General features: G+C 41.3%; 33 protein-coding genes. 19 read left to right on the forward strand and 14 right to left on the reverse strand.

Going from position 1 to position 26,777, the window contains the following annotated elements; all coding sequences use genetic code 11:
• Positions 1-16 precede the first annotated feature (16 nt).
• Positions 17-592 (reverse strand): RNA polymerase sigma factor, encoded by a 576-nt coding sequence (locus MTO98_RS21395; RefSeq protein ID WP_243481019.1) that lies wholly within the window; start codon positions 590-592, stop codon positions 17-19.
• Between the two features lie 224 nt (positions 593-816).
• Here MTO98_RS21395 and MTO98_RS21400 point away from each other — a divergent pair, with 224 nt between their 5' ends.
• A complete protein-coding gene (locus tag MTO98_RS21400; protein WP_243481020.1) occupies positions 817-1,296 on the forward strand; it encodes an Lrp/AsnC family transcriptional regulator in 480 nt (159 codons plus the stop codon).
• Between the two features lie 7 nt (positions 1,297-1,303).
• Positions 1,304-2,260 (forward strand): EamA family transporter, encoded by a 957-nt coding sequence (locus MTO98_RS21405; RefSeq protein ID WP_243481021.1) that lies wholly within the window; start codon positions 1,304-1,306, stop codon positions 2,258-2,260.
• A 12-nt stretch (positions 2,261-2,272) separates the two neighbouring features.
• On the opposite strand, the gene MTO98_RS21410 is transcribed toward MTO98_RS21405, so the two are convergent.
• On the reverse strand, positions 2,273-3,280 hold the full coding sequence (locus MTO98_RS21410) for an ABC transporter ATP-binding protein (RefSeq protein ID WP_243481022.1): 1,008 nt from the start codon (positions 3,278-3,280) through the stop codon (positions 2,273-2,275).
• Between the two features lie 181 nt (positions 3,281-3,461).
• Here MTO98_RS21410 and MTO98_RS21415 point away from each other — a divergent pair, with 181 nt between their 5' ends.
• Positions 3,462-3,671, forward strand: coding sequence for a hypothetical protein (locus MTO98_RS21415; protein WP_243481023.1), 210 nt, complete (start codon positions 3,462-3,464; stop codon positions 3,669-3,671).
• A gap of 5 nt (positions 3,672-3,676) precedes the next feature.
• Here the strand turns inward: MTO98_RS21415 and MTO98_RS21420 are convergent, their stop codons facing one another.
• Entirely contained in the window at positions 3,677-4,597 is a 921-nt protein-coding gene (locus tag MTO98_RS21420; protein WP_243481024.1) for a ChbG/HpnK family deacetylase, read from the reverse strand.
• A gap of 305 nt (positions 4,598-4,902) precedes the next feature.
• On the opposite strand from MTO98_RS21420, the gene MTO98_RS21425 reads away from it, so the two are divergent.
• On the forward strand, positions 4,903-6,465 hold the full coding sequence (locus tag MTO98_RS21425) for a PAS domain-containing protein (protein WP_243481025.1): 1,563 nt from the start codon (positions 4,903-4,905) through the stop codon (positions 6,463-6,465).
• A gap of 117 nt (positions 6,466-6,582) precedes the next feature.
• Here the strand turns inward: MTO98_RS21425 and MTO98_RS21430 are convergent, their stop codons facing one another.
• Positions 6,583-7,044 (reverse strand): hypothetical protein, encoded by a 462-nt coding sequence (locus MTO98_RS21430; protein ID WP_243481026.1) that lies wholly within the window; start codon positions 7,042-7,044, stop codon positions 6,583-6,585.
• A 361-nt stretch (positions 7,045-7,405) separates the two neighbouring features.
• Here MTO98_RS21430 and MTO98_RS21435 point away from each other — a divergent pair, with 361 nt between their 5' ends.
• Entirely contained in the window at positions 7,406-7,699 is a 294-nt protein-coding gene (locus MTO98_RS21435) for a helix-turn-helix domain-containing protein (RefSeq protein WP_243481027.1), read from the forward strand.
• 322 nt (positions 7,700-8,021) lie between these two features.
• Here the strand turns inward: MTO98_RS21435 and MTO98_RS21440 are convergent, their stop codons facing one another.
• Positions 8,022-8,576, reverse strand: coding sequence for an RNA 2'-phosphotransferase (locus MTO98_RS21440; protein WP_243481028.1), 555 nt, complete (start codon positions 8,574-8,576; stop codon positions 8,022-8,024).
• 205 nt (positions 8,577-8,781) lie between these two features.
• Positions 8,782-9,843 (reverse strand): YafY family protein, encoded by a 1,062-nt coding sequence (locus MTO98_RS21445; RefSeq protein ID WP_243481029.1) that lies wholly within the window; start codon positions 9,841-9,843, stop codon positions 8,782-8,784.
• 365 nt (positions 9,844-10,208) lie between these two features.
• Here MTO98_RS21445 and MTO98_RS21450 point away from each other — a divergent pair, with 365 nt between their 5' ends.
• Positions 10,209-11,663 (forward strand): RtcB family protein, encoded by a 1,455-nt coding sequence (locus tag MTO98_RS21450; protein ID WP_243481030.1) that lies wholly within the window; start codon positions 10,209-10,211, stop codon positions 11,661-11,663.
• A gap of 229 nt (positions 11,664-11,892) precedes the next feature.
• Here MTO98_RS21450 and MTO98_RS21455 read toward each other — a convergent pair whose 3' ends face one another.
• Both MTO98_RS21455 and tcmP read right to left on the reverse strand, forming a co-directional pair.
• A complete protein-coding gene (locus tag MTO98_RS21455) occupies positions 11,893-12,654 on the reverse strand; it encodes a DUF5131 family protein (protein ID WP_243481031.1) in 762 nt (253 codons plus the stop codon).
• Positions 12,654-13,508 carry a three-Cys-motif partner protein TcmP gene (gene tcmP, locus MTO98_RS21460; RefSeq protein WP_243481032.1) on the reverse strand — a complete coding sequence of 285 codons (855 nt, stop codon included), beginning with the start codon at positions 13,506-13,508 and terminating at the stop codon, positions 12,654-12,656. The genes MTO98_RS21455 and tcmP overlap by 1 nt, the downstream gene beginning before the upstream one ends.
• A 215-nt stretch (positions 13,509-13,723) precedes the next feature.
• On the opposite strand from tcmP, the gene MTO98_RS21465 reads away from it, so the two are divergent.
• Positions 13,724-14,473, forward strand: coding sequence for an AAA family ATPase (locus tag MTO98_RS21465; RefSeq protein ID WP_243481033.1), 750 nt, complete (start codon positions 13,724-13,726; stop codon positions 14,471-14,473).
• Between the two features lie 32 nt (positions 14,474-14,505).
• Here the strand turns inward: MTO98_RS21465 and MTO98_RS21470 are convergent, their stop codons facing one another.
• Positions 14,506-15,099: a dihydrofolate reductase family protein gene (locus MTO98_RS21470; protein WP_243481034.1), complete on the reverse strand. Its 594-nt coding sequence runs from the start codon at positions 15,097-15,099 to the stop codon at positions 14,506-14,508.
• 224 nt (positions 15,100-15,323) lie between these two features.
• Between MTO98_RS21470 and MTO98_RS21475 the strand changes: the two genes are divergently transcribed.
• The 5 genes from MTO98_RS21475 to MTO98_RS21495 all read left to right on the forward strand — a co-directional run bounded on the left by MTO98_RS21475 (position 15,324) and on the right by MTO98_RS21495 (position 20,265).
• Positions 15,324-15,926, forward strand: a complete 603-nt coding sequence (locus MTO98_RS21475) for an NUDIX hydrolase N-terminal domain-containing protein (RefSeq protein WP_243481035.1) — start codon at positions 15,324-15,326, stop codon at positions 15,924-15,926.
• A gap of 70 nt (positions 15,927-15,996) precedes the next feature.
• The gene (locus MTO98_RS21480) at positions 15,997-16,866 is read left to right on the forward strand and encodes a hypothetical protein (RefSeq protein ID WP_243481036.1); all 870 of its coding nucleotides are present in this window, start codon (positions 15,997-15,999) and stop codon (positions 16,864-16,866) included.
• Between the two features lie 240 nt (positions 16,867-17,106).
• On the forward strand, positions 17,107-17,289 hold the full coding sequence (locus tag MTO98_RS21485; RefSeq protein ID WP_243481037.1) for a hypothetical protein: 183 nt from the start codon (positions 17,107-17,109) through the stop codon (positions 17,287-17,289).
• Between the two features lie 80 nt (positions 17,290-17,369).
• On the forward strand, positions 17,370-18,809 hold the full coding sequence (locus tag MTO98_RS21490; protein WP_243481038.1) for a tetratricopeptide repeat protein: 1,440 nt from the start codon (positions 17,370-17,372) through the stop codon (positions 18,807-18,809).
• Between the two features lie 325 nt (positions 18,810-19,134).
• Entirely contained in the window at positions 19,135-20,265 is a 1,131-nt protein-coding gene (locus MTO98_RS21495) for a glycoside hydrolase family 76 protein (protein WP_243481039.1), read from the forward strand.
• An 84-nt stretch (positions 20,266-20,349) separates the two neighbouring features.
• Here MTO98_RS21495 and MTO98_RS21500 read toward each other — a convergent pair whose 3' ends face one another.
• Positions 20,350-20,685 carry a hypothetical protein gene (locus MTO98_RS21500; protein WP_243481040.1) on the reverse strand — a complete coding sequence of 112 codons (336 nt, stop codon included), beginning with the start codon at positions 20,683-20,685 and terminating at the stop codon, positions 20,350-20,352.
• A gap of 157 nt (positions 20,686-20,842) precedes the next feature.
• Between MTO98_RS21500 and MTO98_RS21505 the strand changes: the two genes are divergently transcribed.
• Both MTO98_RS21505 and MTO98_RS21510 read left to right on the forward strand, forming a co-directional pair.
• Positions 20,843-20,998 carry a lmo0937 family membrane protein gene (locus MTO98_RS21505; RefSeq protein WP_114937125.1) on the forward strand — a complete coding sequence of 52 codons (156 nt, stop codon included), beginning with the start codon at positions 20,843-20,845 and terminating at the stop codon, positions 20,996-20,998.
• Between the two features lie 126 nt (positions 20,999-21,124).
• Complete coding sequence (locus MTO98_RS21510) at positions 21,125-21,442, forward strand: hypothetical protein (protein WP_243481041.1); 318 nt, start codon at positions 21,125-21,127, stop codon at positions 21,440-21,442.
• 145 nt (positions 21,443-21,587) lie between these two features.
• Here MTO98_RS21510 and MTO98_RS21515 read toward each other — a convergent pair whose 3' ends face one another.
• The gene (locus tag MTO98_RS21515; protein ID WP_243481042.1) at positions 21,588-22,301 is read right to left on the reverse strand and encodes a DUF2461 domain-containing protein; all 714 of its coding nucleotides are present in this window, start codon (positions 22,299-22,301) and stop codon (positions 21,588-21,590) included.
• 143 nt (positions 22,302-22,444) lie between these two features.
• On the opposite strand from MTO98_RS21515, the gene MTO98_RS21520 reads away from it, so the two are divergent.
• The 5 genes from MTO98_RS21520 (at position 22,445) to MTO98_RS21540 (ending at position 25,620) form a co-directional block, all read left to right on the forward strand.
• Positions 22,445-23,236, forward strand: a complete 792-nt coding sequence (locus tag MTO98_RS21520; protein WP_243481043.1) for an NIPSNAP family protein — start codon at positions 22,445-22,447, stop codon at positions 23,234-23,236.
• A 66-nt stretch (positions 23,237-23,302) separates the two neighbouring features.
• Complete coding sequence (locus tag MTO98_RS21525; protein WP_243481044.1) at positions 23,303-23,467, forward strand: hypothetical protein; 165 nt, start codon at positions 23,303-23,305, stop codon at positions 23,465-23,467.
• 3 nt (positions 23,468-23,470) lie between these two features.
• Complete coding sequence (locus tag MTO98_RS21530) at positions 23,471-23,953, forward strand: hypothetical protein (RefSeq protein ID WP_243481045.1); 483 nt, start codon at positions 23,471-23,473, stop codon at positions 23,951-23,953.
• Between the two features lie 179 nt (positions 23,954-24,132).
• The gene (locus MTO98_RS21535; protein ID WP_243481046.1) at positions 24,133-25,350 is read left to right on the forward strand and encodes a multiheme c-type cytochrome; all 1,218 of its coding nucleotides are present in this window, start codon (positions 24,133-24,135) and stop codon (positions 25,348-25,350) included.
• 39 nt (positions 25,351-25,389) lie between these two features.
• The gene (locus MTO98_RS21540) at positions 25,390-25,620 is read left to right on the forward strand and encodes a DUF4287 domain-containing protein (protein ID WP_243481047.1); all 231 of its coding nucleotides are present in this window, start codon (positions 25,390-25,392) and stop codon (positions 25,618-25,620) included.
• Between the two features lie 5 nt (positions 25,621-25,625).
• On the opposite strand, the gene MTO98_RS21545 is transcribed toward MTO98_RS21540, so the two are convergent.
• From MTO98_RS21545 to MTO98_RS21555, 3 genes are all read right to left on the reverse strand, one after another.
• Positions 25,626-25,970 (reverse strand): hypothetical protein, encoded by a 345-nt coding sequence (locus MTO98_RS21545; protein ID WP_243481048.1) that lies wholly within the window; start codon positions 25,968-25,970, stop codon positions 25,626-25,628.
• A gap of 181 nt (positions 25,971-26,151) precedes the next feature.
• Positions 26,152-26,397: a winged-helix domain-containing protein gene (locus tag MTO98_RS21550; protein ID WP_243481049.1), complete on the reverse strand. Its 246-nt coding sequence runs from the start codon at positions 26,395-26,397 to the stop codon at positions 26,152-26,154.
• An 87-nt stretch (positions 26,398-26,484) separates the two neighbouring features.
• Positions 26,485-26,697 (reverse strand): hypothetical protein, encoded by a 213-nt coding sequence (locus tag MTO98_RS21555; protein ID WP_243481050.1) that lies wholly within the window; start codon positions 26,695-26,697, stop codon positions 26,485-26,487.
• Positions 26,698-26,777: the final 80 nt, after the last annotated feature.

The following is a 26,777-nucleotide window of genomic DNA, read 5'->3' on the forward strand; positions in this document are numbered from 1 at the left end:
TATAATGTCTTAATTTTTAATATTCAGAAATTTCCTTGTAAAGCTGGGCAAGTCGCTTACGTAAATGTACTACTGCATAACGTTTCCTTGACACCAGTGTGTTGGTATTTAGCCCGGTACGTTTGGCAATTTCCTCAAAGGGGATATCTTCAAGCTCATGCCAAACAAATACCTGTTTTTGTTCTTCGGGCAATTCATCCAGCGCAAAAAATAACTGCTCCCAAAAAAGGTTGCGCAAATACTCGGTTTCGGGAGTGGTAGCTTCTGTAAGGAGTATGGCTTTAAAGTCCGGTGCCTCATCGTCATAATCTTCACCATCGGCCAGCATATCATCAAGCAGGGTTTCCGTCTTTTTTTTATGCTTGTCAGTTATTTTATTCCGGGCCACCCGGTATAGCCAGGCGCTGGTTTGTTCAATCGGTTCAGAATTAATAACAGCGCTAAACTGGTACCAAACGTCCTGCAGTATATCTTCGGCGTCGGCATCGTTTTTTACCCTCCGGCGAATAAATCCCAACAGGCTTTTACCATACGACGCAATTGTTTGTATGATATGGCTGTTTTTGTCCTGGGGCATTATCGCTGTTGTCAATTTCTTTTCCTTTTAAAGATAAAGACGATTGTGATTTAAAAACATTTTAAAAAATTAAAAAAAACTTCTAAAAGCCTCATTTTATTAAGAGCAAGCAATTTCAGCCGCCTTAAAGCAGGGTAGACTAAATGATGTTTAAACATAAAAAACACATAATTGTAGAATTAAATTCATTTTAATTAAAAATATTTGAATTTTATTCTATTTATACTCAATTTTACTGTATGACAATCGAACAAGAGATTTTCTTAGATAAAACCGACTTGCATATCCTCCGATTAATGCAGGAAAATGCCCGCATCTCCAATGCCGACCTTGCCCGTGAGCTTGGTATGGCCCCTTCCGGAGTATTGGAGCGTGTAAAAAAGCTTGAACAAAAAAATGTAATACAACAATATACAGCCCGAATTAACCCTTTGGCTTTGCAACAAAAAATGGTGGCCTTTATTTTTATGAAAGCAGCCGATGGGCCCGGAAGCGAAGCAACATCGCGGGAGCTGGCCAAAATTCCCGAGGTACAGGAGGTACATTGTATAGCCGGCGATGATTGTTACCTTGTTAAGGTACGCACTTATGATTCGGCATCGCTCATGAGCCTGATACGTACCTATTTCAGCAAAATTCCTAAAATTTTAAGCACCCGGACCACCATAGTGCTCGAAACAGTAAAAGAACAACAACAATTGGTTATACCCGAAAAATAAATATGCCATGACACCTGCAACCACAAAACCTGCATCACCTGTATTAGTTGTTATAGCCTTTGCTATAGTTTACATTGTATGGGGCTCTACTTACTTTTTTATAAAAATGGCAGTTGCCGGCTTTCCGCCATTATTGCTGGGAGCATTGCGCTTTTTTACAGCAGGCCTATTGTTAATGGTGTGGTGTGCAATTAAGGGCGAAAAGATTTTTGTAAAACAAAATATATTGCATGCGGCGGTAAGTGGTTTTCTATTGCTTGTGATAGGCAATGGTGCAGTAATATGGGCCGAACAAACTTTGCCAAGTGCTATGGTAGCCATAATGGTAACATCGCCGCCAATTTGGTTTGTATTGCTCGATAAACCAAACTGGGGCACTAATTTCAAGAGTAAAAGTACTATTACCGGGCTTATAATAGGTTTTATTGGGGTGCTACTCCTATTTCGCGACCAGATTGAGGATGTGTTTGAATCAGCAGGCGGGGCATCTAAACTGCCCGGAATGCTATTGCTTTTATTCGGTACACTGGGTTGGGCTTCGGGCTCTTTATATTCAAAACATTACAATACAAAAGGCTCGGTATCTGTAAATACAGCCTGGCAAATGCTTGCCGCCGGCATAGTCTTCATCCCCTCAAGTTTTTTAAACAACGAAGTTGAAAGAGTTCAATGGAATGCTATACCCGCGCAAAGCTGGTATGCTTTAGCCTACCTTATCGTATTTGGATCTATAGCCGCATTTAGTGCCTATGTATGGCTTTTACAGGTGAAGCCAGCAACACAAGTTGGCACGTATGCTTATGTTAACCCAGTAATAGCAGTATTGCTTGGAGTAATTTTTGCCGGCGAGCATGTAACGTTGATACAAGTTACAGGATTGATTGTGATATTAAGCAGTGTATTGCTGATCAATTTATCAAAGTATAGAAAAGTAAAAAACGAAGAATTGGCCGTAGCGAAGTGAGCGGATTAGGTCTCAACTCTCCCACTTTCCAAACTCAAAATACTTACCGATGCTAATACCCACCTTACTGCCAACCGGGTATTTGCGCCTGTCGTAATTGAGCACCCTTAAAGTTATACCCTCTTTTTCAACAATAAGCTCCTCAAAAAAGCCTTTGAACAATACCATTTTCACCAGCCACTTACTGCCAAGGCTGCTTACTTTAATATGTTCGGCGTAAACTACCACAATACTACGCTTACTTTTTATACCGCACACTTTTGCATGAGCTGATGTAAGGCGGGTACAACTGGCCAATATTTGAGCAGTGTACAATAACTTTGGCGAATGGTATAGTTGTTCGGGGCTGCCATTCTCCACTATCTCGCCTTCTTTAAGCACAATCAATTCATCGGCCATAGAGAGGATCTCGGCGGGGTCATGCGATACCAGTACTACAGTAACTCCCCATTCTTTTACTATATATCTTATATCGTGTTGCAGCCCTTCGCGGTATGTGGCGTCAACCTGGTTAAAAGGCTCATCAAGCAACAAAACTTCGGGCCTGCTTATTAGCGCCCGGGCAATTGTAACCCGTTGCTTTTCTCCGCCGCTTAATTTACCGAAAGGCATCTCCCTAAGGGGATAGATATTTAAAAGGTTCAACGCCTCGGTAACACGATGTATAGCATGGCTTTGATCTTCGGCCGGTAGCCCCTCACTTATAGTGTCCCATACCGAAATGCGCGGATCAAGATCATTATCATGCTGTGCTACCATACGCATAGCCTTATGAGCATGCTGAATTCCTCTTTGTCTGCTTAGCACCTGCTCTTCTTTAAAAAACACCTCGCCATGGTCGGGCTCCAGCGTACCATACAACAGGTTGAGCAAAGTAGTTTTTCCGCTGCCGCTTTCACCAACTATAGCCGTTACCTTCCCTTTAGGAATAAAAATGGTAACGTTATTAACCCCCGAAGATTTATCTCCAAAAAAGTTTTTGGTAACCGATATGGTTTCCAGTATAAAATCATCTTGCATCTACGGTAACTAATTTTCAGGCTGTTAGCAAAAGGTTCAACTCGCGGTACAAAGTTCCGGGTTCTGGCTTCTAATCTAAAAAAAAGTTGGACGCAAAAAAACTATATATACATTCCCGGTTAACAGGCGCAAAACAAATAGGCATAAAATGTTATTCCATTAAATAACAAATCATAAAATCATGAATAAAACCATAGGGATTTTGCTCATCATTGCAGGTGCAGCCATGCTCATCTGGACAGGCTTTACTTATACCAAGAAAGAAAAGATCATTGACGCGGGACCTATACAGGTATCGGCCGACCGGGAAAAAACGGTTAACTGGCCGCCCTACCTTGGCGGGTTATTTGTTATTGGCGGCGTTGTTATAATAGCGGTTTCAAAAAAATAAATGATCTATTTGTTATCAACCGCTTTAAGAATGCTGATGTCTTTACCTGCAAGCAACTGATCATAATTAATGAGCTGGAACTTTTTGCCGTTCATTGCTGCAAACTCGGGCGAAAGCAAAGCATTAAGCTCAGTTTGGCGATGTATACTGGTTAACGGCTTACCATCTTTTGAATTCATCATGTTACTGTTCATATCAACCAGTACATCCATTTCGGGGCTTGGTGTAGCCGTATGTAGTACCATCATGTTTGGTTTGCCGGGATTTAGATTGCCCACATAAGCTAAAAATGCTTCCTTTTTTGTGGCAATGGGTTCGCCCCACATTTCTTTATAAGTTTCGCCAAAATAGGTTACACTACTTAAGGTTGATATGGCCAGTTTATATTTATGTGCCAGCTTTTCGGTAAGCGCACGCAATTCGGGCGTTGAAAGCATTATGCCCATATGCGGATCAATGTAAGTTATTTTTAATCCTGATGCTTGCGCCCGTTCAATTTGTGCAGACAATTCTTTTTCAATTTCGCTAAGCTTATGCCCGTTTTTGGCAAATGCCCTTGTTGATTGCGGAAAATACCCATTTGCATCAACCAGGCTCGGGACAGCAGTACGCCCCGACACCGGCCCCCAGCGGTAGTTTTTCCACTCGGATGTAAGTGTTAGGTGCACTCCTACCGTAACATTTGGATATTGCTTTAATATTTCAACCGCCTCCTGGTACCATGGGCACGCAAATTGCACAGAAGCCGATAAAGGCATGCCTGTTTGTGCAGCCTTGAGCATAGCCATATTTACTGAATGGTTCATGCCAATATCATCCAGCCGTATAAGTAAACGAGGAAGCTTATTGCCGGTTTGCTGAGCCGATGCATTTTCAATAAAAGCACTACCAATAAGAATAAAAACCAATATGAGTATCCTTTTCATAATTTTACACGATCAAAAAAACATTAAATGTCAGGCAAACAGATGAGCCACAAACAATTCAACACCATAAATATCTCATTATGAGTATTCATAGCAAGAATTTAATTAAATATACATTACATTGTTACATAACCACCCAAAAGCGCGTACAACCTGTATGTTTATTTAATATCTTAGTAAACTGACATCCCCCTATACCCTATGCCTGATTTTTTCCCCTACACTATCTCTGCATTGTACTTTGCGCACTTTATTCGGCAACAAAATAACAGATCGTTCAACATCAGTGTAATAATAAAAAACTGATGAATATCTGGCAGGTATACAAAACTACCATAATTAAAAACTGCTCGGGTAATTCGGCTCAACTGCACGGCCTTCCCTATTGGAGTAACAGGTTATTTGCCACCATGATGCTTTACTTGTTTCCACTGTTTCTTTTTGCATTGGTGCCGGGTGTTTACATGAGCATAGCGACCAATTTGTACAACCTTGCTTTTTTTGATGTATTTATAGTTATCAGTATTGCTGCGTCTGCATTGCTACCTGGCTTAAGCATAAGGGTGCGTAAAGCATGGTTTATCGGGTTATTATATACACTGGCAATAGGCTTGCTTTACTATCTTGGCTGGTATGGCCCCGGCTTGGTTTACCTTTTGGCCATTACCCTATTCTGTTTGCTGATTTTCCATGGCGAATATCCGTTTTTTACCGTTTATGTTAACACTGCTATTTGCATTTCGGTGGGCATTTGTATCCATTTTCACTTATTAAAAAATGGCATCAGCCTGCAATATACTTTAGGATCATGGGTGGCTGTATCCGTGAACCTCGTGATATTATGTGCCGTAATGGCTATACTGCTCCCGATGTTGTTTAACGGGCTGCAGCAAAGCAATAACAGGTATGAAACAGTTGCGCGTGCCACTACCGATACCATATGGGACTGGGATATAGCTAATGATGCTATTCTGTACAATTACGGCATGCGCGAAATTTTTGGACACCAGTTAAATGAGGTCAAGAACGTTAGCAAATGGTTCAAGGATAAACTTCATCCCACCGACCTTGACTTAATTATCAAACAAATAAACAAAGCGTTAAAAAACGGCGACACGCTCCTGCAATTAAGCTATCGATTTTTATGTGCCAACGGGCAATACAAACATGTGTTTGACAGGGCTTTTATTGTCAGGGCCCCTGCTACTGGTACACCTATAAGAGTTATAGGGGCTATGCAGGATATTACCCGCCAAAAAGAGGAAGAACAATGGCTCAGGATCACAGAATCGGCACTGCGATATGCTACCGATGCAGTAGTAATAGTTGAGGCCGAGCCCAATAGTATGCAGCAGCGAAAAATTGTATACGTAAACGAGGCCTTTACCTATATTACAGGGTACAGTCAACAGGAAGTTACCGAAACCTTTATCGATATTTTGTGGGGCGCTAATAATCCATTGCCGGATACTGGTGAACTAATTGACACCTTTGAACGTAACGGGCCTTTTGAAGTTGAAGTTGTTAATTACAAAAAGAATGGCGAACGATACTGGAGCAGTAAATCAGTGTCGCCGGTTAGAGATAATACTGGTAAAACAACCCATTGGATCTCAATTGAACGGGATGTGACCCAATTAAAGGAACACATAAGCGCTGTTGAAAAGCAAAACATTCAGTTAAAAGAAATTGCGTGGACCCAGGCCCATATTGTGCGTGCTCCCGTTGCCCGCATCATGGGCCTTGCCGACCTGTTGGGAGATCTCCTTAATCACGATCCCGATGCTACCGAACTGGTAAAATTCATCACCGTTTCGGCCCTTGAACTTGACAATATAGTAAGAGAGATCATCAAAAAATCGGAATAGGTGAAAGGTGAAAGGTGAAAGGTGAAAGGTGAAAGGTGAAAGGTGAAAGGTGAAAGGTGAAAGGTGAAAACTTACAAAGTTTTTCAAACTTCGTAAGTTTTCATTGCAGCAGCATTCTTAAGCCGAAACCAGGTCGGGGTTATGGTTTACCTGGCTTATAGTAAGGGCCTGCTGAATATTAAGCCCGGCACCTTGCTGATCCGACATCCATTTTTGGATAAGCGCATTTAACGTGTTTAGTTGGCTGGCATAAGCATCGGGGTTTACTCCTTTCAATTTTGCTAAATAACCCACAGCATCAGCTATCTTTTGCTGATCTGTTTTGCCATCTTCCTGTACAGCCCAATTCAAATCGGTGACTACTTTAGGCAGCCACAATTTAATACCATTCACAATCACTCCCGATGCCGGCACCAGGGTTTCAAGTGTTGATTCCAAAAACTGGCCGGCCTGGCTTTCTTCAAGGTTTTTGATACCATTAGCAACTTTGTCGGCTGCGGTAATAATTTCATGTACAACGTCCGAAGCGCCGTGGAACAGGGATTTCACATGGTCCCAAAGGTTTGATAAAAAAGACATAGGTTGTAATTTAAGGTTTATATAATTTGATGTTGATTCGTTTGCATAGATATTCTGAAAAAAAGCCTGTCTATTGGCATAGGAAAACCACAAATCGATCTCGCTGGTTAGTTGTCTTTAATTAGAGAAGATAAAATTGAGGATAAAAATCCCCCCTTTATATAGTGATTATACGCTTTGGCAATGCGGTTTTTACGCTATTTACTACTGAAAGAGCCTCAATGAATGCATTTTACCAGGTTGATAATCTGTATCTTAAACTTAACCCACCCAAAATATAACATTTACCAATTTGAGGATTTAGTAAAATCCAACACCCCTAAAATATCGTAATTGGATATAATTTATATTAAAAAGAAATATGACAAAAATCACCATACCTCGTGCAGATATCAGGATCAAGCTCAGGTTAATAACAGATAACATCCGAAAACTAAGGGAAAACAGCAATTATTCTCAAGAGTATATGGCTGGTAAGCTTTGTATTTCTCAAAACACTTACAGCAAACTTGAATTGGGATATACCGCTCTTACGCTTGAGCGACTTATTTTAATTGCGGGAATTTTAAATACCGACATTTTGAGCCTGGTAAACATTTTTAGCGATGCTGGCAGGCAAAATGGGGATAATGTTTTTCGGCAGGCCCCGCTTTAATCACAGGGCCCACCCGCTTAAAGTTTTAAACAGTTAGGAACGGTTAACAGGCTTCAGCATCCGCCTTTGTTCAGCCCTTTTGCTTAACCAGCATTTTACAAATGAGTTGATCATAATGCCCATGATACAGCAGGCAACCAATACGTAAATAATTAGGATGTGTTTTGGCATTTCAGTTTATAATTTTCCTAAATGTAACAGGTTTGCTACAAGTACTGCAAGTGTTTTGAAAAATAAAGTTTCGACTAACTTGGTACAAAAGTCAAGAAAATGTCAATTTTGATTTCGTATTTCGGATGTTCGATTTCGGAGTTATCCTGGGTTAAGAGGTTTGCTTTTCGATAAAATCTGCTGGTACAAAGTCAGTAAGCCATACCTTATTCTCCGATAGGTAAAACTTGTGTCCCAACCGGTGCATCTCCCCTGCCGCAACAGCTAACACTACTGGTTTACCATGGCGCTGGCCAACCTTTACTGCTGTATCCAGGTCACTGCTCAGGTGTACATGTTGCCGGCTCCGTTTTTCGAGCCCCGTTTGTAAAATAACTTCAACCGATTGGCTTCCCGTACCGTGATATAACACATCAGGAGGCGTCTGTGCTTCATAACCAAGCTCCACTTCAACAGAATGGCCCTGGCTGGCACGGACCTTTTGCCGGGTATCATCAAACGCAAAACGCTTTTTCGCGTTGGTTTCAACTATATGGTTTAATGCTTCGGGCGTTATGATGTTACCATTTACACCTGCTTTCTGCAGCAATTCATCAACAGCAACCCATCCATGTTCATCAAGCTTAATGCCTATCAATTCGGGTTGGTGGCGTAATACCAGGCTTAAAAACTTACTTAGCCTGGTGGTTTCTTTTTCAGTTAACATAATGGTATTAATATAAATAATTAATCCTTATTAAATTGCCAATAGCAACTTTTTTAAACTCCCATCTTGAGAGGGGGCGCGGATGAAAGGCGCGGTGGCGGGCTGTTTTATACGGATAACTTAACAAAGCAGAAAAGCCCCCGTCCCTCTCAAGAGGGGAATCGCACAAGCCCGTGCTTTTCTTCGGCTTAAGTTGAGCGATTTCTCAAGAGTTCAACAAACTACTTAAATTCCTCCCCTGCGGGATAGGACTATCACCCGAATAGTGCTCCAATGATTTCCGGTACAGGTCTTTCATTTGCTTAACCAATATCCGAGGGCCAAGCACTTTCATTTTAGGCCCAAAGCCAAGCAGCTCGCGTTCAAGTTCAAAATTCATGACCACTTTTATACTGAATATCGTCCCGTCTGCTGTAACCTTTAATATTTTTTGCGTGTGATGCAAAGGTTTTGTAATAACATACGGGGCGTTTTTATCGTCTACCCAAAAAGTTACCTCAACATCGCGCTGCCCTGCCGACTTAGTTACGCCCAACACATCATTGTAATAGGTAGCGAGGTTAACCTGTGTATTTTCAATATACACATCAGCGTCTACTTCAACAGTCTGGATCCTGTCCAGCGCCAGTGTAAGCAATTGTTTATTCCCTAAATTCTTTACTCCAAGCACAAACCATCGGTTCCGGTACTCCTTCAGTAAATAAGCGCTGAAGCAAAACGTACTGGCCTCCCTTGCCTTAAATGACTGGTATTTAATGCAAAGCGTATTCTTAGCTACAATTGCCTTGCGGATGACCTCGATCCATTCCAAACCTTTCAGGTTATCGTTCTTTTCAAAATCAACCACAGGCGTGCTGTGTGTTTTTTGGCTATAGATCTTATCTTCCAGTTTGGTTACCATTTCATTAAGATCGGCAAAATGGCCCAGGCCTTTAAACTGGCCCAGCAAACCAGCCACCTCGCTCAGCACCTGCATATCCTGGTTATTAAGCGGGATATTGCTGATAGTGTAATTTTTATCCGAATAGGTATAGTATTTTTTGTCGACCACCACAATGGGCGCTTCATATCCCAGTTTGTTACTGCGCATCATCTCTATATCGGCTTGCACAGTACGGCGGCTAACCCCACTGTCGATACCCTGGTACTCGTACAAAGCTTCGGAGCAGGCCTCGATCAGGTCGTCAAGTGTCCATTGTTTGCGGCGGTTTTGCAGGCAACTATCAATGGTTCGGTAGCGGATAAGGGCGTTGCGGTTTACGGGCATATTTTGATTTCGGATTTGGGATGTTCGATCTCGGATTTATTTATTTTTTAATTTCCATGCGGCGACTACTCACCATGTCTGCGCTTCGCTGGGCATCCCTCTCTTCGCCTTCGGCGGAAAGAGGGAGTTTTGTTTCCCAATATTTTTCTTTACCCTCTTTGCGGCGAAGCCGGAGAGAGGGTCGACAAGCGCAGCGATGTCGGGGTGAGTCGATACACAGGCATATCCATTTTTTTATAATATTATTAAATTATTTTTCACTACGCAAATACATTGCGCAGTTGCAATTTTACTTTGTATCATTAAATAACAAAAGCAGCTAATCAAGAAACCCCTCCGCCAATTGACGGAGGTTCAGAAGCGCTATGGAAAAGATAAAAATAAGCAACAACGAACTCACCGCATTAGGTATTAACGACGTAAAAATATTAGAGAACTTTAGCCGTGTGGCCAACGGCCTGTTAAAACATGGCGTAATGGATAAAGCCCAGATCCTGGCTAATTTGGAAGCCCTTATTGACGACCCGATGCCTTACGCCCTTAAAAAAGGCGGTAAGTTTAAGAACCTGGCCGAAGCTGTGATCGACCTGAGAAAAGAAGGTAAATTCATGAAACAGCCACGAACTACCTTTGCCCTGAAACAGGAGATTGCTGATTTCCCGGTTTACGGTCTTGAGCATATTGAGGTGGGCGCGCTTGCACAGATGAAAACCGCGATTAAATTACCCATAGCCGTTGCAGGAGCTTTAATGCCCGATGCGCACCAGGGCTACGGATTGCCGATTGGCGGCGTGCTGGCAACAACAGCCAATACCATTATTCCGTTTGCGGTTGGGGTGGATATTGCCTGCCGAATGTGTTTGAGCATTTTTGATTTGCCTGCCGGTGTGGTTGATACCGAAACTGATATGCTTAAAGGTTTTTTGCTTAACCATACCAACTTCGGTATCGGCGGGGTTACCAAAACGCATTTTGATACTTCGTTGTTTGACAAACCGACATGGAGCGAAACCAAGGTAATCCGTAACCTGAAGGATAAAGCTTATGCCCAGTTGGGGACATCAGGAACCGGTAACCACTTTGTGGAATGGGGCGAACTTACGGTTACCGAAGGCGCTCTTGAAGGCATCCCGGCGGGTACTTACCTGGCTTTGTTGTCGCACTCCGGCTCACGAGGATTTGGAGGTAGTATTGCCGACCATTACTCAAAAATTGCCATGAGCAAAACCAAACTTCCGCAGGAAGCCAAGCATTTGGCATGGTTAAATTTAGATAACGACGAGGGACAGGAATATTGGATTGCCATGAACCTGGCCGGCGATTATGCCAGCGCCAATCACCATGAGATCCATAACAAGATAGCACGTGCGCTTAACCTTAAACCGGTAATGATGATCGAGAACCACCACAACTTTGCATGGAAAGAGCAGCTTGCCGATGGTACCGAAGTAATGGTACACCGAAAAGGCACCACTCCAGCCGGCGAAGGCGTATTGGGTATTATTCCGGGGAGTATGAGCACACCGGGTTTTGTAGTCCGTGGAAAAGGCAATGCGACTTCCATCAATTCGGCATCACACGGTGCAGGCCGTTTAATGAGCCGAAGCGCTGCTTTTAAAACTGTCGATCCGGCAGCGGTTGCCGCCAACCTGGTAGCTAAACGGATCACCCTGATGGGAAGCGATCTTGATGAGGCACCGATGGTGTATAAAGATATCCATACCGTAATGGCCGCACAGCATGATTTGGTTGATGTATTGGCAAGCTTTCAGCCGAGGATAGTAAGGATGGCTGATGCTAAGGAAAAGCCGGAGGATTAGATGGAAGTCTTAAGTCGGAAGTTTTAAGTCGAAAATCTCAATGCTGCCGCAAGCGTCCTCGCTTGTGGCCCGCGTTTAGGCTATTCTCCTGAAAAGCAATGTTTGCTCACTTTGCATGTAGACTACAAGCGAGGACGCTTGCGGGAGCCGGGGCCGAAGGACTGAGTCTATTCCTGTAGTCATGAGACTACAGGAATTAATAAATATAAAAATATAAGCTCTTTTATTATCAAGCAGCCTTGTGCGGCATTTCTCTGTAAATCTTACCGTCAAGCTGACACCCACCTTTAGCATGTTGTGGGTGATCAGATAATATTGTCGGGTCGCCAGGATTTATATTAAACTGAGGTTTCCCCCATTGCTTAAAGAAAAATGCGACACCTTCTTTATTACAAATTACTTTTATAGCATCAATCCACTCTTTTTTTATTGGTCGTGCTTTATGACCAGACTCACCACCTACAATTACCCAATCTATTTTTTTCAAGTCCATTGTTCTTACTGGGGCGATTAACGGCTCAATAGATAAAAACTTTGTTCTTGCATCAGTCTTAGATAACTCATCTATTCTGTAAGTGTATTCTTCACTTTCAACAGACACACCCATCCAAATATTCTCTGTCCAGTTTAGTTCATTTGAAAGTTCGAGTAGTCTTTCCGACCGCTTCGTCAGAACTTGATAAATGTGTTGAGGAGTACTGTTCATCACAGAAAATACAGCCTTGATAAAATCTACAGGAACTTCAGGATGGAATAAATCGCTCATTGAATTAACAAATACAATTTTTGATTTTTTCCAAGTAAAAGGAATACTTAGTGCATCTGAATGGGTCCGAATATTAAAACCATCTTTATATTTATCTATCCCCATGGCTTTCAAGCGCCTTGTCATAACCTCTGCATAACAAAATTTACACCCAGGGCTAATTTTATTACAACCTGTAACAGGGTTCCATGTTAACTCTGTCCATTCAATATTTGATTGTGCCATTATAACTTGTACTTTGGTTTAACAATATCGTTTGCTAACTTCAATGCCGTTTTATTATTAGTAGCCATCATAAAATGGTACATAATCGAATTTGTACTATTACGCATTACAAAAGATTCAGAAACAAATCCAAAGATAGTCTTTAATCTTTCGGTATATAAATTTCCTATTTTTTGTATTATTTCGACCTCTTTATTTACTAACGTTTCATCACCAAACAATGTGTTTATTGTTTTTTGCGAATAAAATCTTGATAATATTTCATCTCTCGATAGACCGAGGAAACTTTCTAATTTCAAAAGCCAAGCTTCGGGAATTTTTTTATCATTTTTCAATAATCTATTTACCCCAAGACCTGTAGGAACTAAAATCCACAAGTCTATGCCTAAATCTTTAAGGTTTTCAATTGACTTCCAATTAACGGTCATCCCATAAGGATCAATAAACGCAAGAGCCCGAAATGCCCGATTCCTTTTAAGAAAACTAGCCATATCGTTTAATTTTACATTGCAGTCCTCTTGAACTACATGTGCCTTGTTTTTCTTGTGAGTATAATCAATATTAATTAGGGTTTCAAGTGCTTCCTTATTCTTTTTATCCTTCTCCACAAAATAATACATATCAAAAGGTTTAGGATTATCTATATCAAGTACCCGTAAAGCCGTACCTTTTATAGCTTCGGCATCTTCATTGGCCCCAATTAAACCAGATCCAGCGAAACCATCAAAATATAAAGTTTTGACCCAAGATTGCTTATTCATTATTGTTAAGTATGCTTTTGCATAATTAACAACTATTTCCATTTTTGCTTCCGTCCAGTTACCTCCGAACTGATTGATTGTGTTTGGTTTCAAGGCTAAAATACTAACTTATTTAGTAAAAATAATAATTAATTATATTTTTACATAGGCGTTCGTAAGGTTATATTAAAATATTGAAAAAACAATCAGTGTTTTCACCGTATTTTTTAATCTTACACCCATATGCAGCTATGATTCGAGAATAGAATCCTCGCTCCTTTCACATATACAAACGATTTACATACAACACTCCCTATCTTTACCCTACCATGCAAGCCAAACCTTTTCTCAAAGAGATCCAGCTGAAACGTGAGATGGTACCATCTTTCGATACCTATCCATTTCAGATCCCGGCTATCAGGAGTTTAAACTCATTAAAGTTTCACCCCGATGTTACGTTTATAATCGGCGAAAACGGTTCGGGAAAGTCAACACTGATAGAGGCTATTGCTTTACAGATGGGTTTCAGTACCGAGGGCGGCTCAAAAAATACACAATTTCAAACACACAATAATTCATCGCAGCTTTTCAACTATTTAACCGGCATCAAAAGCTTCAAAAAGCCGACCGATTATTTCTTTCTGCGCGCCGAAAGTTATTACAACCTGGCTACCTATATGGAAAATGCTTATGAAAGCGAAAAAGACCGGGATACGTTTGAAAGGCAATACGGTATAAGATCTCTCCATGAATGCTCGCATGGAGAATCATTCATGGCAACGCTAACCAACAGGCTAACCGGCAACGGGTTGTATATATTTGATGAGCCCGAGGCCGCATTATCGCCAAACCGGCAAATGGCAGCACTCTCGCTCATCAATACATTGGTGAATGAAAATTCGCAATTTATAATTGCTACCCATTCCCCTATTTTATTGGCCTACCCGGGCGCTACCATTTACCAACTGGATGATTCGGGCATTAAACAAGTGCGCTACGAAGAAACGGAGCACTACATGGTTACCAAACACTTCCTGAACAACTATGCGGAAATGACCCGGATCCTTTTTGGCGAATAATTGTTGATTACCGGGAAAAGCAGTTAGAAGCTTTAAGCCCCAATAGTACCGGTCTTCACTTCACCTGCCCGTTTATAATTGGCAAAGATCACCCCATCTGGCGTAACGGCGCTTTCTGTTAATTCAAAAGCTGCGGGAGTTGTTTCATCGCTAAACAGTTTTTTTCCTTTACCAAGCAGTACCGGGTAAGTTTTCAGCCAGAGCTCGTCTACCAAGTCGTATTTCAGCAGCAGTTGAACCAGTTCGCCACTACCCCAAACTTTGATGTCGCCGCCTTCCGAGTTTTTGAGTTTTTCAATATCCGCCACGCTTGTAAGAAATTCTGTATTATTCCAGCCAGACTTTTTAATGGTATTGGAGAGCACGTACTTTCTAACATCATTGATACCCGGCCAATAATCTGCATGTTGGGGCCAGTATGAAGCAAAAATATCGTAGGTTTTTCTGCCCAGCAAAATGTCTGTAGCTTCCATTTGTTTCTGCATGATCTTGCCTGAAACTTCCTCTCCATAAGGCGCAGACCAGCCGCCATATTTAAAACCGTTCGATAAATCTTCTTCCGGGCCGCCTGGTGCCTGCATTACGCCATCTAATGTTATAAATGTTAAAACAATGATCTTTCTCATACAATTTTATCTCCTGTTATAGTTTAGTTTAAAATTTGTTTTTGTATGATACAAATCTCATCAATAAGGCAATAACGCCTGCGGTGCGTATGCGACAAATGATAGGGTGAATGCGACAGATAGCTTAAAACATTAAATCTTCGTACTCGCCATACCTTTCCGCAATGATTTTATAATTTCTTTATCCCGGTTATATAAGCCGTTAGCTATATTGCACACACCGTATGAAAAAGAATTATATCGATCTGCTTGAAAACATCTACGCCCTCGCGCAAACCGGCATCAGGTACACCAAAAGTCCTTTCGACCTGGAACGTTACCAAAAGCTGCTTGATATAGCCACCCAGGAATATAGCGAATTTACCGGTCTGCAGACTGAAGTTTTAAAAGAACGGTTTAATAAAGACCTGGGATACGCGACACCGAAAGTGGGTGTTAACGGCATTTTGTTTGATGAGCAAGGCCGCTTATTGGTTGAGCACCGCAGTGATGACCTTTTATGGGGATTGCCCGGCGGCTGGGTTGATGTTGGCGAAGACCCGGAAACAGCCATGAAACGCGAATTTTGGGAAGAAGCCAGGCTGGTTGTTGAACCTGTTGAGATCATCAAGTTTTTTTCCGTTTCGGCCGGTCAGTTTGAGCAGCCCCATAGCTCGGTAGTAGTGCTGTATTTATGCAAATACATCAGCGGCAATATCGAAACATCGATAGAAAGTCTCGAAATTAAATTTGTTGATCCGGCAGAGATAACCGACTGGCATAAAAACCATGGTATATATGCCGAAGCCGGCGTAACACATTTCCTTAATGGGCATAAACAGGCATAATGCTAATCTCTATCCCAAATGACTAAAACGAACAGCAAATCCACAAGCTAACACACTTATCTTTAGGTAGATGAAATCTACCTTCAAGTATTTTATTATCATATTACTCGTGGCCACTTTTACCGCCTGCAAAAAGGACAAACCGGTTAAAGTGCCAGATCCTCCTGTTACACCCAAAGTATTTAGTTTGACACAGCTTTACCAAACTGGTCTTGAAAGCTGGTACAAGAGCGATACAATATTTTATACCTACGATGCCCAAAAGCGGCTAACCCATATCAGCCATATCGCCTACCAGTTTCCTGCAAAAACAAATGTAGATTTTACCTATGACGGCAATCGAATAATGTCCGAAGTATTTGACGACGGGCAAAATTACCAGTATACCGAAAACTACCATTACAATGCCCAGGGAAGGGTAACGTACATTGATCATATTAACAAATACGCGTTCCTGCCCATAGGTACCAAAGTACCCAACACAGAAATTGAACATACCGATACTTTTACCTACGATGCCCAGGGCAGGATTGTACTGATGGACAGGCATTATCCCAACATTGGCTTGCCACCTCAAAACGTTCATTACAACACCACGTATGAGTATGATGCGCAGGGCTTGCTCGCAAAATCTGTCACTTACACCAATCAGGATAGCTTAAATAACACCTACGTAACCTTCACAAAGTTTACAGATAAACTTGAATTTAACGCCCAGGCGCTTAATTATTTCTTTGATTTTAACATGCACGCCCTGGTACTGGCACAACTGGGCAGGATACCTTTGTCTATGCGGCTATACTACAGCAGCGATAAACTTGATCACGCGGGTTGGGAGTATGAATTGGATATGACCGAAACCAGGATCAGCCATATCCATTTAACAACCAAGCCTACCCCTGCCCACCCTTTTATTTTTGATTATAATCTGAATTATTAATAAACCGGTCCGTAGGCAAAAACATGAAATATATCATGTATGTACCCCTGTTTTGTAATCATTTAATTTAAATAGCAATAACTCCGCTCATTTGCCCGGCTGCAGTGCTGTCCAAAATCACTTCACATCCGCTTTACATAATTCATAAAAATTTGACTATCAACAAAATATAAGTGTATATTTATATACCTTCACTTGTAACAATTAGCTGAACTCAAATCCATTTTAAACATTAAAGCCATGAGCGCATCAACTAAAGCATTCGACAAAAACACATCCATGGGTTTTAGGGACAAAAACACCTCAATGGGTAAATTTGCTGATGATGAAACAGGTCTTGAGCCAGAAAACGAGGGGGCAGACGGTTTTGCAGGCTCGCCTGAGCCGGACGACGCAACCGAAGAACCTTCAATGGATAGTTAAGACCCTATTTACCTGGCCAATACCATTACCCTGTGCATTTGCCCCTGCCTTAAAACGGGGTTTGTTTTATTTTTTAATTTATGCTGAACCAACTACTAAAGGGAATGGTTTGCGTATGCTTTTTAACAGGCATCGCCATGAATACCTACGCTCAAAAAAACATATTAAATCAATTAAGATCACAAGCAGCCAGCCATAAAAATGATACAGCAGGTGTTGAGCCTTTACGTCAGCTAAGTTTACAATTGCAGACCACCCGGCCTGATAGCGCACTTATGTATGCGCAACGAGGGCTTGAGCTGGCCCGCAAGCTTTCGTTCAAAAAAGGTGAGGCCGACTGTATGAACAGGCTCGGCGTAGTTTTGTGGAAAAACGGAAAGTATGACCAGGCCTTGTCTTTTTTATTAAACTCCTTAAAAATACGTGAAGAAATTAACGACCGCCTTGGCATTTTAAAAAGCTTAAGCGATATAGGCATTGTTTACTCCGACCAGATGGACAATGTAAAAGCTCTATCTTACCATTTTAAGGCAAAAGCTGTGGCCGAAGAGCTGCACGAAACAACACGGCTTGGAATAATTCTGGCAAACATCGGCAATTGTTACATTAAACTCAACAAGGTCGATTCGGCATTAAATTATGAGATGCAGGCTTACGCCATAAAGCAAAACCTTAAAGATACGGCTACAATGCCAAATACCTTATCCATTTTAGGCGATATTAATTATAAGATGGGGCACACTGCGCTTGCGCTTGATTACTACCGTGTAAGTGTAAATTTTGCCACCAAAATAAACGATAAAAACAGCCTTGCCGATAGTTACAACAGTATAGCACAACTTTATAAACAAACGGGCGTAGCCGATTCAAGTATCTATTATGCAACACTGGCCCTTAATGCTGCCAGGGCGGCATTATACCCCGAAGGAATTTTTCATGCCAGCAACCTGCTTACGAGTGCATACCATGGCAAAAACGATCACCTTGAACTGCAGTATCTGAAAATCTCCATCGCCGCCAAAGACAGCATGTTCAATGCTGAGAAAATTAAGCAGATCCAAACCCTGAGCTTTAACGAAGCGGCCCGGCAGGAAGAAATTGCCGAAGAAAAGCATCGTGAAGAAGAAGTGCGCATAGTAAACCTGCAACTGGTTGGTATTGCCGTGTTCATACCTACCTTTTTTCTGATAATATTGCTGCTAAGCAAAAGCCGCACCCATCGCAAGGTAATTGAGTTTATGAGCGTGTTGGCGCTTTTGCTGGCCTTTGAATTTCTTACCCTGTTTATCCATCCGTTTGTGCAGCGCATCAGTAACCATTTACCTGTACTTGAATTGGTGATCCTGGTATGCCTGGCCTCGGTACTGGTACCTTTTCATCATAAGCTAACACACTTTATGCATGAGCGACTGGTACACGGACGCAAACCCCACCAATCGCCAATTGCTGCTCCCGAACCCTTACCGGAGAAAAAAGAAAGTAAATCACCTGCCGCTAAACGCAAACCTGCGCAAGGTTAAGTCCGCATGCTTTATCCCAACCTTGAATATACTCCTCGCTTCCCTCATCAGAGAGAAGGGCTCTAAATTCTTAGCTATTCATTTCTTAGATTACTGGCCCCGTTGCGGCCAGGGGGCCCCGGTAATACAAGTTCCCGCTGCAGATCAATCATCCCCGGTTAAAAAGGCGGTTAAAAATTGGGTTAACGATTTTTTGTGCCTTAAACCTTAGTTAGCAGCCATTTTTTAGGCTATAATTGCCACCGCTAAACCATAAGCAGTAATTAAAACCACCTTATTACACTAACAGCCATTGCAAGCCATTTATCAACTACCATTTATAACCATGAAAAGAACAATCTACTTTTTAACGCTGGGCTTATTTATTACTACTGCAAGCTGCAGTAAGGGTAAGGAGGTTACACCTGCTATTTCAAAACCAGATACAGGTACCACACCTACCGATAATAAGGCTGGTTTTAGCAGCGCCGATGCCGATCTTGCTTATACGGCGTTTAATAACGCCTTTTACGATTCAAATAATAAACTATACTTCAGTACAACCAAAAAGGATGGTGTAGCCGCCATCTGGACACAGGCCATTTACTGGGATATGGCCATGAACGTTTACGAACGTACCAAAGCCCCGGCACAACTCACCCGCATTGGCGATATATACCAGGGCAATTTCAATCATTACGATGGTTACAATTGGAACAATACCACTGTTTGGTTTATTTATGACGATATGATGTGGTGGGTAATTGCACTGGCACGCGCCAACCAGCTTACCGGTAACGCTACTTATCTCGACAAAGCAAAAGATGGGTTCGACAGAGTATGGAAAGGATCATATGATGCTACAAATGGCGGCATGTTCTGGGATTTTCAGCACAGCGGTAAAAATTCATGTATCAACTTCCCTACTGTTATAGCTGCTATGAAATTATACAGTATTACAAAGGATGCTTCATATCTTGATAAAGCTAAATCGATCTATTCATGGTCAAAAACTAACCTGGTTGATGCGTCTGGCAAAGTAAATGATAACAAAATTGGCAGCAATCCTGCCGGCGGCCAGGACTATACCTATAATTCAGGAACCGCTATTGGCGCGGCCATGGCACTATATAAACAAACTAATGATATAGCTTACCTTAACGATGCCAAATTGTATGCCGATTATGTAAAAGATAACCTATGTACCAACGGTATTCTTCCTGCAGAAGGCGATTTTAATGAACAGGGTGTATTGAAGGCTATTTTTGCCCAGTATATAGTACAACTCATTAATGACGGCGGTCAAAGCCAATACCTGAATTGGATCCAAACTAACGTTAATACCGGCTGGAAAAATCGTGATGGCCGCAATTTAACTTACCGTAATTATGCTGTTGGCACTCCTGCCGGTGATATTCAATCATACGAAGCAAGTAGTATTGTAACCTTTATGCAGCTGATACCGCCGACAAAGTAAATTATTGATATCCAATTTTATGCAACGGCGCGAAACCGCAAGATATTTCTTAGCAGTTTCGCGCCTTTATTTATCAAATGGCGGTTAAATCATCCACAATTGAGGCGTGTCCCTGAAATGATTGATCTCGTCAATCACATCCAAAACCTCATCCGATGTCAACTCATCCACGCCATCGGCAAAATAACTAAATATCTTCCCTGGCTGTTCAAACGTAATATATCCAAGGTAATCGCGATTATCTTTCTTACTAAGCTGCAAAAGCTTTTCGGGTTGATTAAGCCGGTTCAAAACCGAAGCATTGTGCCGGTAAATGCTATAGGTATAGGTTAGCACCGGATGCCCATCGGCGTGTGCATCACTATCCGGCAAAATAATGAGCGATAAGTGATTAGCTGTGGTTATAAAGAACGGCTTCATAGTGGCAGGTGTATTTATAATTTAAAGCAAGAGCAATGCCACAAACACTTTTTCCATAAAATTAATTTAATATCAGTATAAATAATATTTTTCAATAAAGGTTGATTTATGGCATGATTTTTAAAGTGATATACATAACAAACTAAAACATCAAACCATGAGATCATTATTGTATATCATCGCAGTTATCCTCATTATAGGATGGGCGATCAGTGTGTTTGCTTATTCGGCAACAGGTTTAATACATGCATTGTTGGTAATTGCCGTAATTTCATTTTTACTGGGCATTATCAGAAACCCTTCAACAGTTTAAGAACTATTTTTTTTATAAAACGACAGAACGCGGACCGCAAGTCCGCGTTTATTGTTTTGGGCCTAAGCAAAAAATATCACACAAACTTTAATAACTTTTGTTTAATTAAACACAAACTGTACTACTATGACATTAAGCGACGAAGAATTCAGGGAAGAATATAAACCGCTGCACATCCCTTCACATTTTGACCTTCAGGATACCCAACAAAATAAAGCCATATACGCTTTGGCGCAAATTGGCCAGGGTACGATAAAGGATATTTTAAAGGAGATGGATACGCTGCAGCCAGGCCTTGTCAACGAGCAGGTTACTGCCTTAGTTAAATCCACCTTTGCCAATCTGTTTGATAAAGGGCTACTTAAGGGCGAAGAACATAACGGGCAAATGCATTATAACCTCAGTAAAATTACAGAGGCTAATGATGGCACAACCGGGCATTAATAATCTGCGGCGGATTATTTAATTAAAAAAAATCGTATCAAAAATACAGTGGCACATCACATGCATTTTGTTGAGGTAATTTGATCATGCTTTTTAACAGAAAATTGATGTGATGAGTGTATCTGATCAAAGTTATGAATCACTTTCAATCTTCCTCTCCATTTACATTTGCGGTAAGCACATCGCTCATATAATCAAAAAACGGGCGCATACTTTTAAACGTGTCTGAAGCTTTGCTTATGAAATCTGCGTTCAAAGCTTCAGTATCTGTAAAGCGGCGCCGCACTAAAAATTGTTTGTAACGTAACAGGTCAATTGCTTCATGATCTGCATCGTAACCTTTAGGTGTAGTTTTCAACTGTTCGCCTTCCAAAACACCAAATACCGTTTTAAATTCCTTACTGGCTATAATTTGCTGCAAAGGTGTTGCATCAAAAGCAATATCATCACGGATACGTTTAAGATCGGGCGTGTCAGGAGCCCAAAAGCCCCCTCCTACAAATGTATTACCCGGCTCCAAATGAAAATAATAACCACCCCGGCGATGCTTTCCCGCCCTCTTAAAGTTGCCACTCCAGTTAGTTTTAAAGGGTGTTTTATCTTTCGAAAATCGGATATCACGGTAAATACGGTGCAAAGCTTTTTTTGCTGACGGTGTTTCGATAACATCGTGAGTGTTTACCATATTTAATAATCCGGCTGTAAAGGCCTCCACCTGGTCAAGCTGTTGCTGGTATACTTCTTTATTTTGCGCAAACCATTCGCGGTTATTGTTTTGTTTTAGTTGTTTCAGAAATTCAAAACTTGAAGCGGGAAGTAGTAGCTGGTCCATAGTAAAATGATCTGCAAAACGTATCATGCCAAATTAGATAAATTTGCTGCCCAACCAAAACCAGGTACGGTTGTATTACATTCAGATGATGCATCCGTGTTCGAAAACATCAAACATGGTGCTGCATTTTACCCGAAAAACCTATCTTAGCCAAACAATTAAAACCTGCTATGAAAAGGCGCTCTTTTGTTAAATCAACCCTTTTAACCGGTGTTACCGCAACTGTTTTACCCGCTATGAGCAAAGCAACAGAAATTGCATCCAAAGCCACTGAATATTATGAACTAAGGACATATAACCTTAAAAATCAGGAGCAACAAAAACTGGTAGAAGATTTCTTGAAAGACACTGCAATACCTGCACTCAACCATTTAGGTGTAAAACATGTAGGTGTGTTTATCGAAATGAAGCCCGAAGGTCAAACCAGGCTTTTTGTATTGATACAATATAACAGTCTTGCCCATTTCAGCACCGTGACCGATAGCTTTGAAGCTAACCCCGAGCTGCAGGCAAAAGGCAGCGCTTATCTCAATGCATCCGCCGAATCGCCGGCTTATGAGCGTATTGAAAGTTCACTGCTCAAAGCGTTTGTACACATGCCCCACCTGGAAGCCCCTGAAAACAAGAGCCGGATCTTTGAACTCAGGCAATATCAAAGTGCAACAGAAGCGGCAGGTAAAAAGAAAATTGAAATGTTTAATGACCAGGGCGAAATAGATGTATTTAAGCGCCTTGGCTTTAAGCCTGTTTTTTGGGGCGAAACCGTGATCGGTTCACAAAGGCCTAACCTAACGTACATGATCACTTTCGATGATCTTGAAGCCAAAAGTTCCCATTGGAAAGCTTTCGGCAGCGACCCGGAGTGGAAAAAGATCAGCGCCGTGCCCGAATATGCCGATGCGCTGCTGGTTAACAAAATAACATCAACCATGCTGGTGCCAACAGCATATTCGCAGATTTGATCAAACCTCGCGGCTATTCAAATTTCATCATGCAGCATATTTTTTATAAATTTGATTAGCTACGGTATGGAGAAAAACAAGCAGACACTCAGCGAAGCTGAAATAGAACTTCTGAAAGAAGCATTGAAACGAAGCTATAAGGAACGCTTTGAAATGGCTACCCGCTTGTACAAAATCCAGCAAACCATGAAGAAGGCTTCGATAGTGCATAAACCCTTTATCAGCAAATAATTTGTGGATATATTCGACGAAGAAATATTAAGTTTCTGGAAAGCACTTCAGGACTTTAACGTTCAATATATTATGGTTGGTGGATTTGCGATCAACCTGCACGGATATCAGCGCTTTACAGGCGATCTCGACATCTGGATAAAAGATACGCTGCAAAACAGGCAACAATTAAGAAAAACTTTCATCAGTTGTAACATGGGCGATTACCCGATGATTGAATATATGCAATTTGTTCCTGGCTGGACGGATTTTCAACTTAATAACAGCCTCAAATTAGACATATTAATTGATATGAAAGGCCTTGAAGGTTATACTTTCGATGAATGCCTGGAAATGGCGTCAATTGCGGAAATTGAAAAAGTGAAGGTGCCCTTCTTACATATCAATCAATTGATCGAAAATAAAAAGGTCATAAACCGACCAAAAGATCAAATAGATATCATTGCCCTTGAACAGATTCGCAAATTAAGAGACGAGCAATCCTGATCCCACAAATCCGAAATCGAATTCCCAATTCCGCAATCCCATGTCCCCCATCCCCTACATCACCTCTACTGCCTGTTTGGGCATTTGTTTTATCTAAATATTGACTTATTTTGGAATTGGATTTTTCGAGGATAGCTCAAAATCCAACCAATTTATAACCAGCCATATAACCGTAAACAATGCTCAAAAAAAGATATTCTTTTTTAGCTCTTATTGCTCTTGTGCCTTTAAGTTTCATTTTAACTCAGTGTTATACCTCAACATATGCTGATCCGCGGGGGGAAATCTATGCAGGATCCGAAAGTTGTAAAAAATGCCATAGCGATGTTTATACATCATACCTGCATACCGCGCATTTTCAAACATCGCAAATAGCCAATATCCATAACATCAGGGGCAGCTTTGCAAAAGATTCAAATACATTTGAGTTTGGGATGGGGCAAAAGATAGTAATGGAAAAGCGTAATGACAGTATTTACCAGGTAGGTTATATCAACGGAAAAGAAACAGAAGCTCGGCCATTTGATGTTTCCATAGGCAACGGAAAAGCACAAACTTACATGTATTGGAAAGGCAAAATGCTGTACGAACTACCCATATCTTATTTCGCTGCCATCCATAACTGGGCTAACAGCCCTGGCTACATGCCTGATCATATGAATTTTGGTCGCCCTATTTTGCGCAGGTGTTTAGAGTGCCATAGTTCGTACGTAAAAGAACTTTCGCCGCAGACCGGAGATTTTGGATTTGAAAAAACATCGCTTATTTATGGTATCGACTGTGAGCGCTGCCATGGTCCCGCTGCCAATCACGTTAACTACCATACTGATAACCCTGATGATAAAAAGGCCAAATATATTGCCACCTACGCATCCTTATCCCGTACACAAAAAATGGATGCCTGTGCGGTTTGTCATTCAGGGAATAAAAACATTCCGCAGCGATCATCATTTGAGTTTGAAATGGGTGATATCTTGTTAAAAGACCGTACACAGCCCCGCGTTACGCCTGGCAATAACATGCCCGATGTTCATGGTAACCAGTACGACCTGTTAATAGCCAGCAAATGCTACACCATGAGCAAAATGGATTGCGGCAATTGCCATAATCCACACGTAAGCCAACCCCAAAGCATGGCGCTGTACACCCAAAAATGTTTAAGTTGCCATAGCGAAGCCGAACATAACTTTTGTAAACTCGCGCCGCAAATGGGCAGTGCTATCAAAACGTATTGCATCGACTGCCACATGCCCAACAAGGCATCAAATGTGATCAGGCTCGAATCGGCACAGAGCAAAATGAAAGTGCCTTATATGGTAAGAAGCCACTACATAGGTATTTATCCCGAAGAAACTAAAAAGATTCTTGATTCTGTAAAGGAAAAGAAAGGGGTATAATTTTTCAATACATTTGATTTAACCTAAAACAGAGTAACCATGTCATTCCAGGGATATTTAAAAACAATAAAGGAGAAAACAGGTAAAGGCCCCGCCGACTTCAGACAATTAGCCGAGGAGAAAGGTTTTACAAAAGATGGTAAACTAAAGGCTGAAACCAAGGCAGGAGATGTTACCAATTGGCTTAAAAATGATTTTGAGCTGGGACACGGGCATGCCATGGCTATTTATGCACTGCTTAAAGGGATCAAAAACGAGGATAGCGAGTAAAGGACTTAATGCCAGTCGTGACCGCAAAATCTGCATTGATTAGCAAGAGGTGTACGAGCAAGTTTGCCGCATATTTTACAGCGGTTGAAAAACATTTTGCCGGGATGATTTTTCAATACATTTTCGGCTGTTGTAATAATAAACTGTACATATCCTTCGCTCAGATAGTTTAGTATTTCCGGATCGTCTGTAAGCCAGTTATTGCGCAGATAGAGTTGTCTTCTAATTTCACCATCAGGCATATCCTGAAGCTTCAATGAACTTCGATGATGCTTTAATGCTCGTTTTTCATTCAGGTTAAGCAAGTCACTATAATGTGAAATAATGTAATTTACTTCTTCGGCGGTCATCAGGATAAAAGTACAAATCGGCGCTCAATTGTAGATGACATAATATAATCTTATTGCGATGAGATAGATCGATATTAACTCGCATTTTATACAGGGTTATTCTTCGTTTAGGCGAAAGCGCTTTCTGAGATGCGATAAGCTTGAATAAACTGGCCATTAATAACTTATACACTTATCTTTCTTAACCATTTGGTGATATGTATTGATATAATGCTTTCCTGTTCACCTTTGGCACCTTGGTTACAAGGCCAGCACCTTCCATCCGCTTTAAGTGCCCGTAAATGGATCCAATGCTAAACGAGGCTCCATTAGCTTTTACGTCCAGCCAAATGGTTTCAGCATCTACCGGTTCCCGATGATCTATCAGGTATTTTAAAATAACCTGGGATATAGGGCGTAACTTTATTTCGTTGATAAGATCATGCATAGCAGGTGCAATCAAACATTAATATTCAGTTATAATTGGTAAAAAATGCCGGCCGGGAATTACTCCCTAACCGGCATGTGATAAAGGTTAAAACTTAAATGAAGCCGAAGCAATTAACTGACGTAAAGGCTGCGGATTGGCCGTAAATGATGGCGACCAGTATTTTTTATTACCGATATTATTAGCTGCATGGCTTGAATCGGCCTTGTATGTAAAATCAGGAGTGAACAGCCTGAAATAACACAGACATCTTACTTTGATGAAAAACTGGGGAGGTATTACTTCAAGCAACGAATTCATAGCGGTAATGGGTGAGTAATCAGCTACAAAGAAATACCTTATTTAGAATAAATCCAAATAAAAATAACAATATACTGTAT

It is taken from the genome of Mucilaginibacter sp. SMC90, assembly GCF_022811725.1.
GTDB lineage: Bacteria > Bacteroidota > Bacteroidia > Sphingobacteriales > Sphingobacteriaceae > Mucilaginibacter.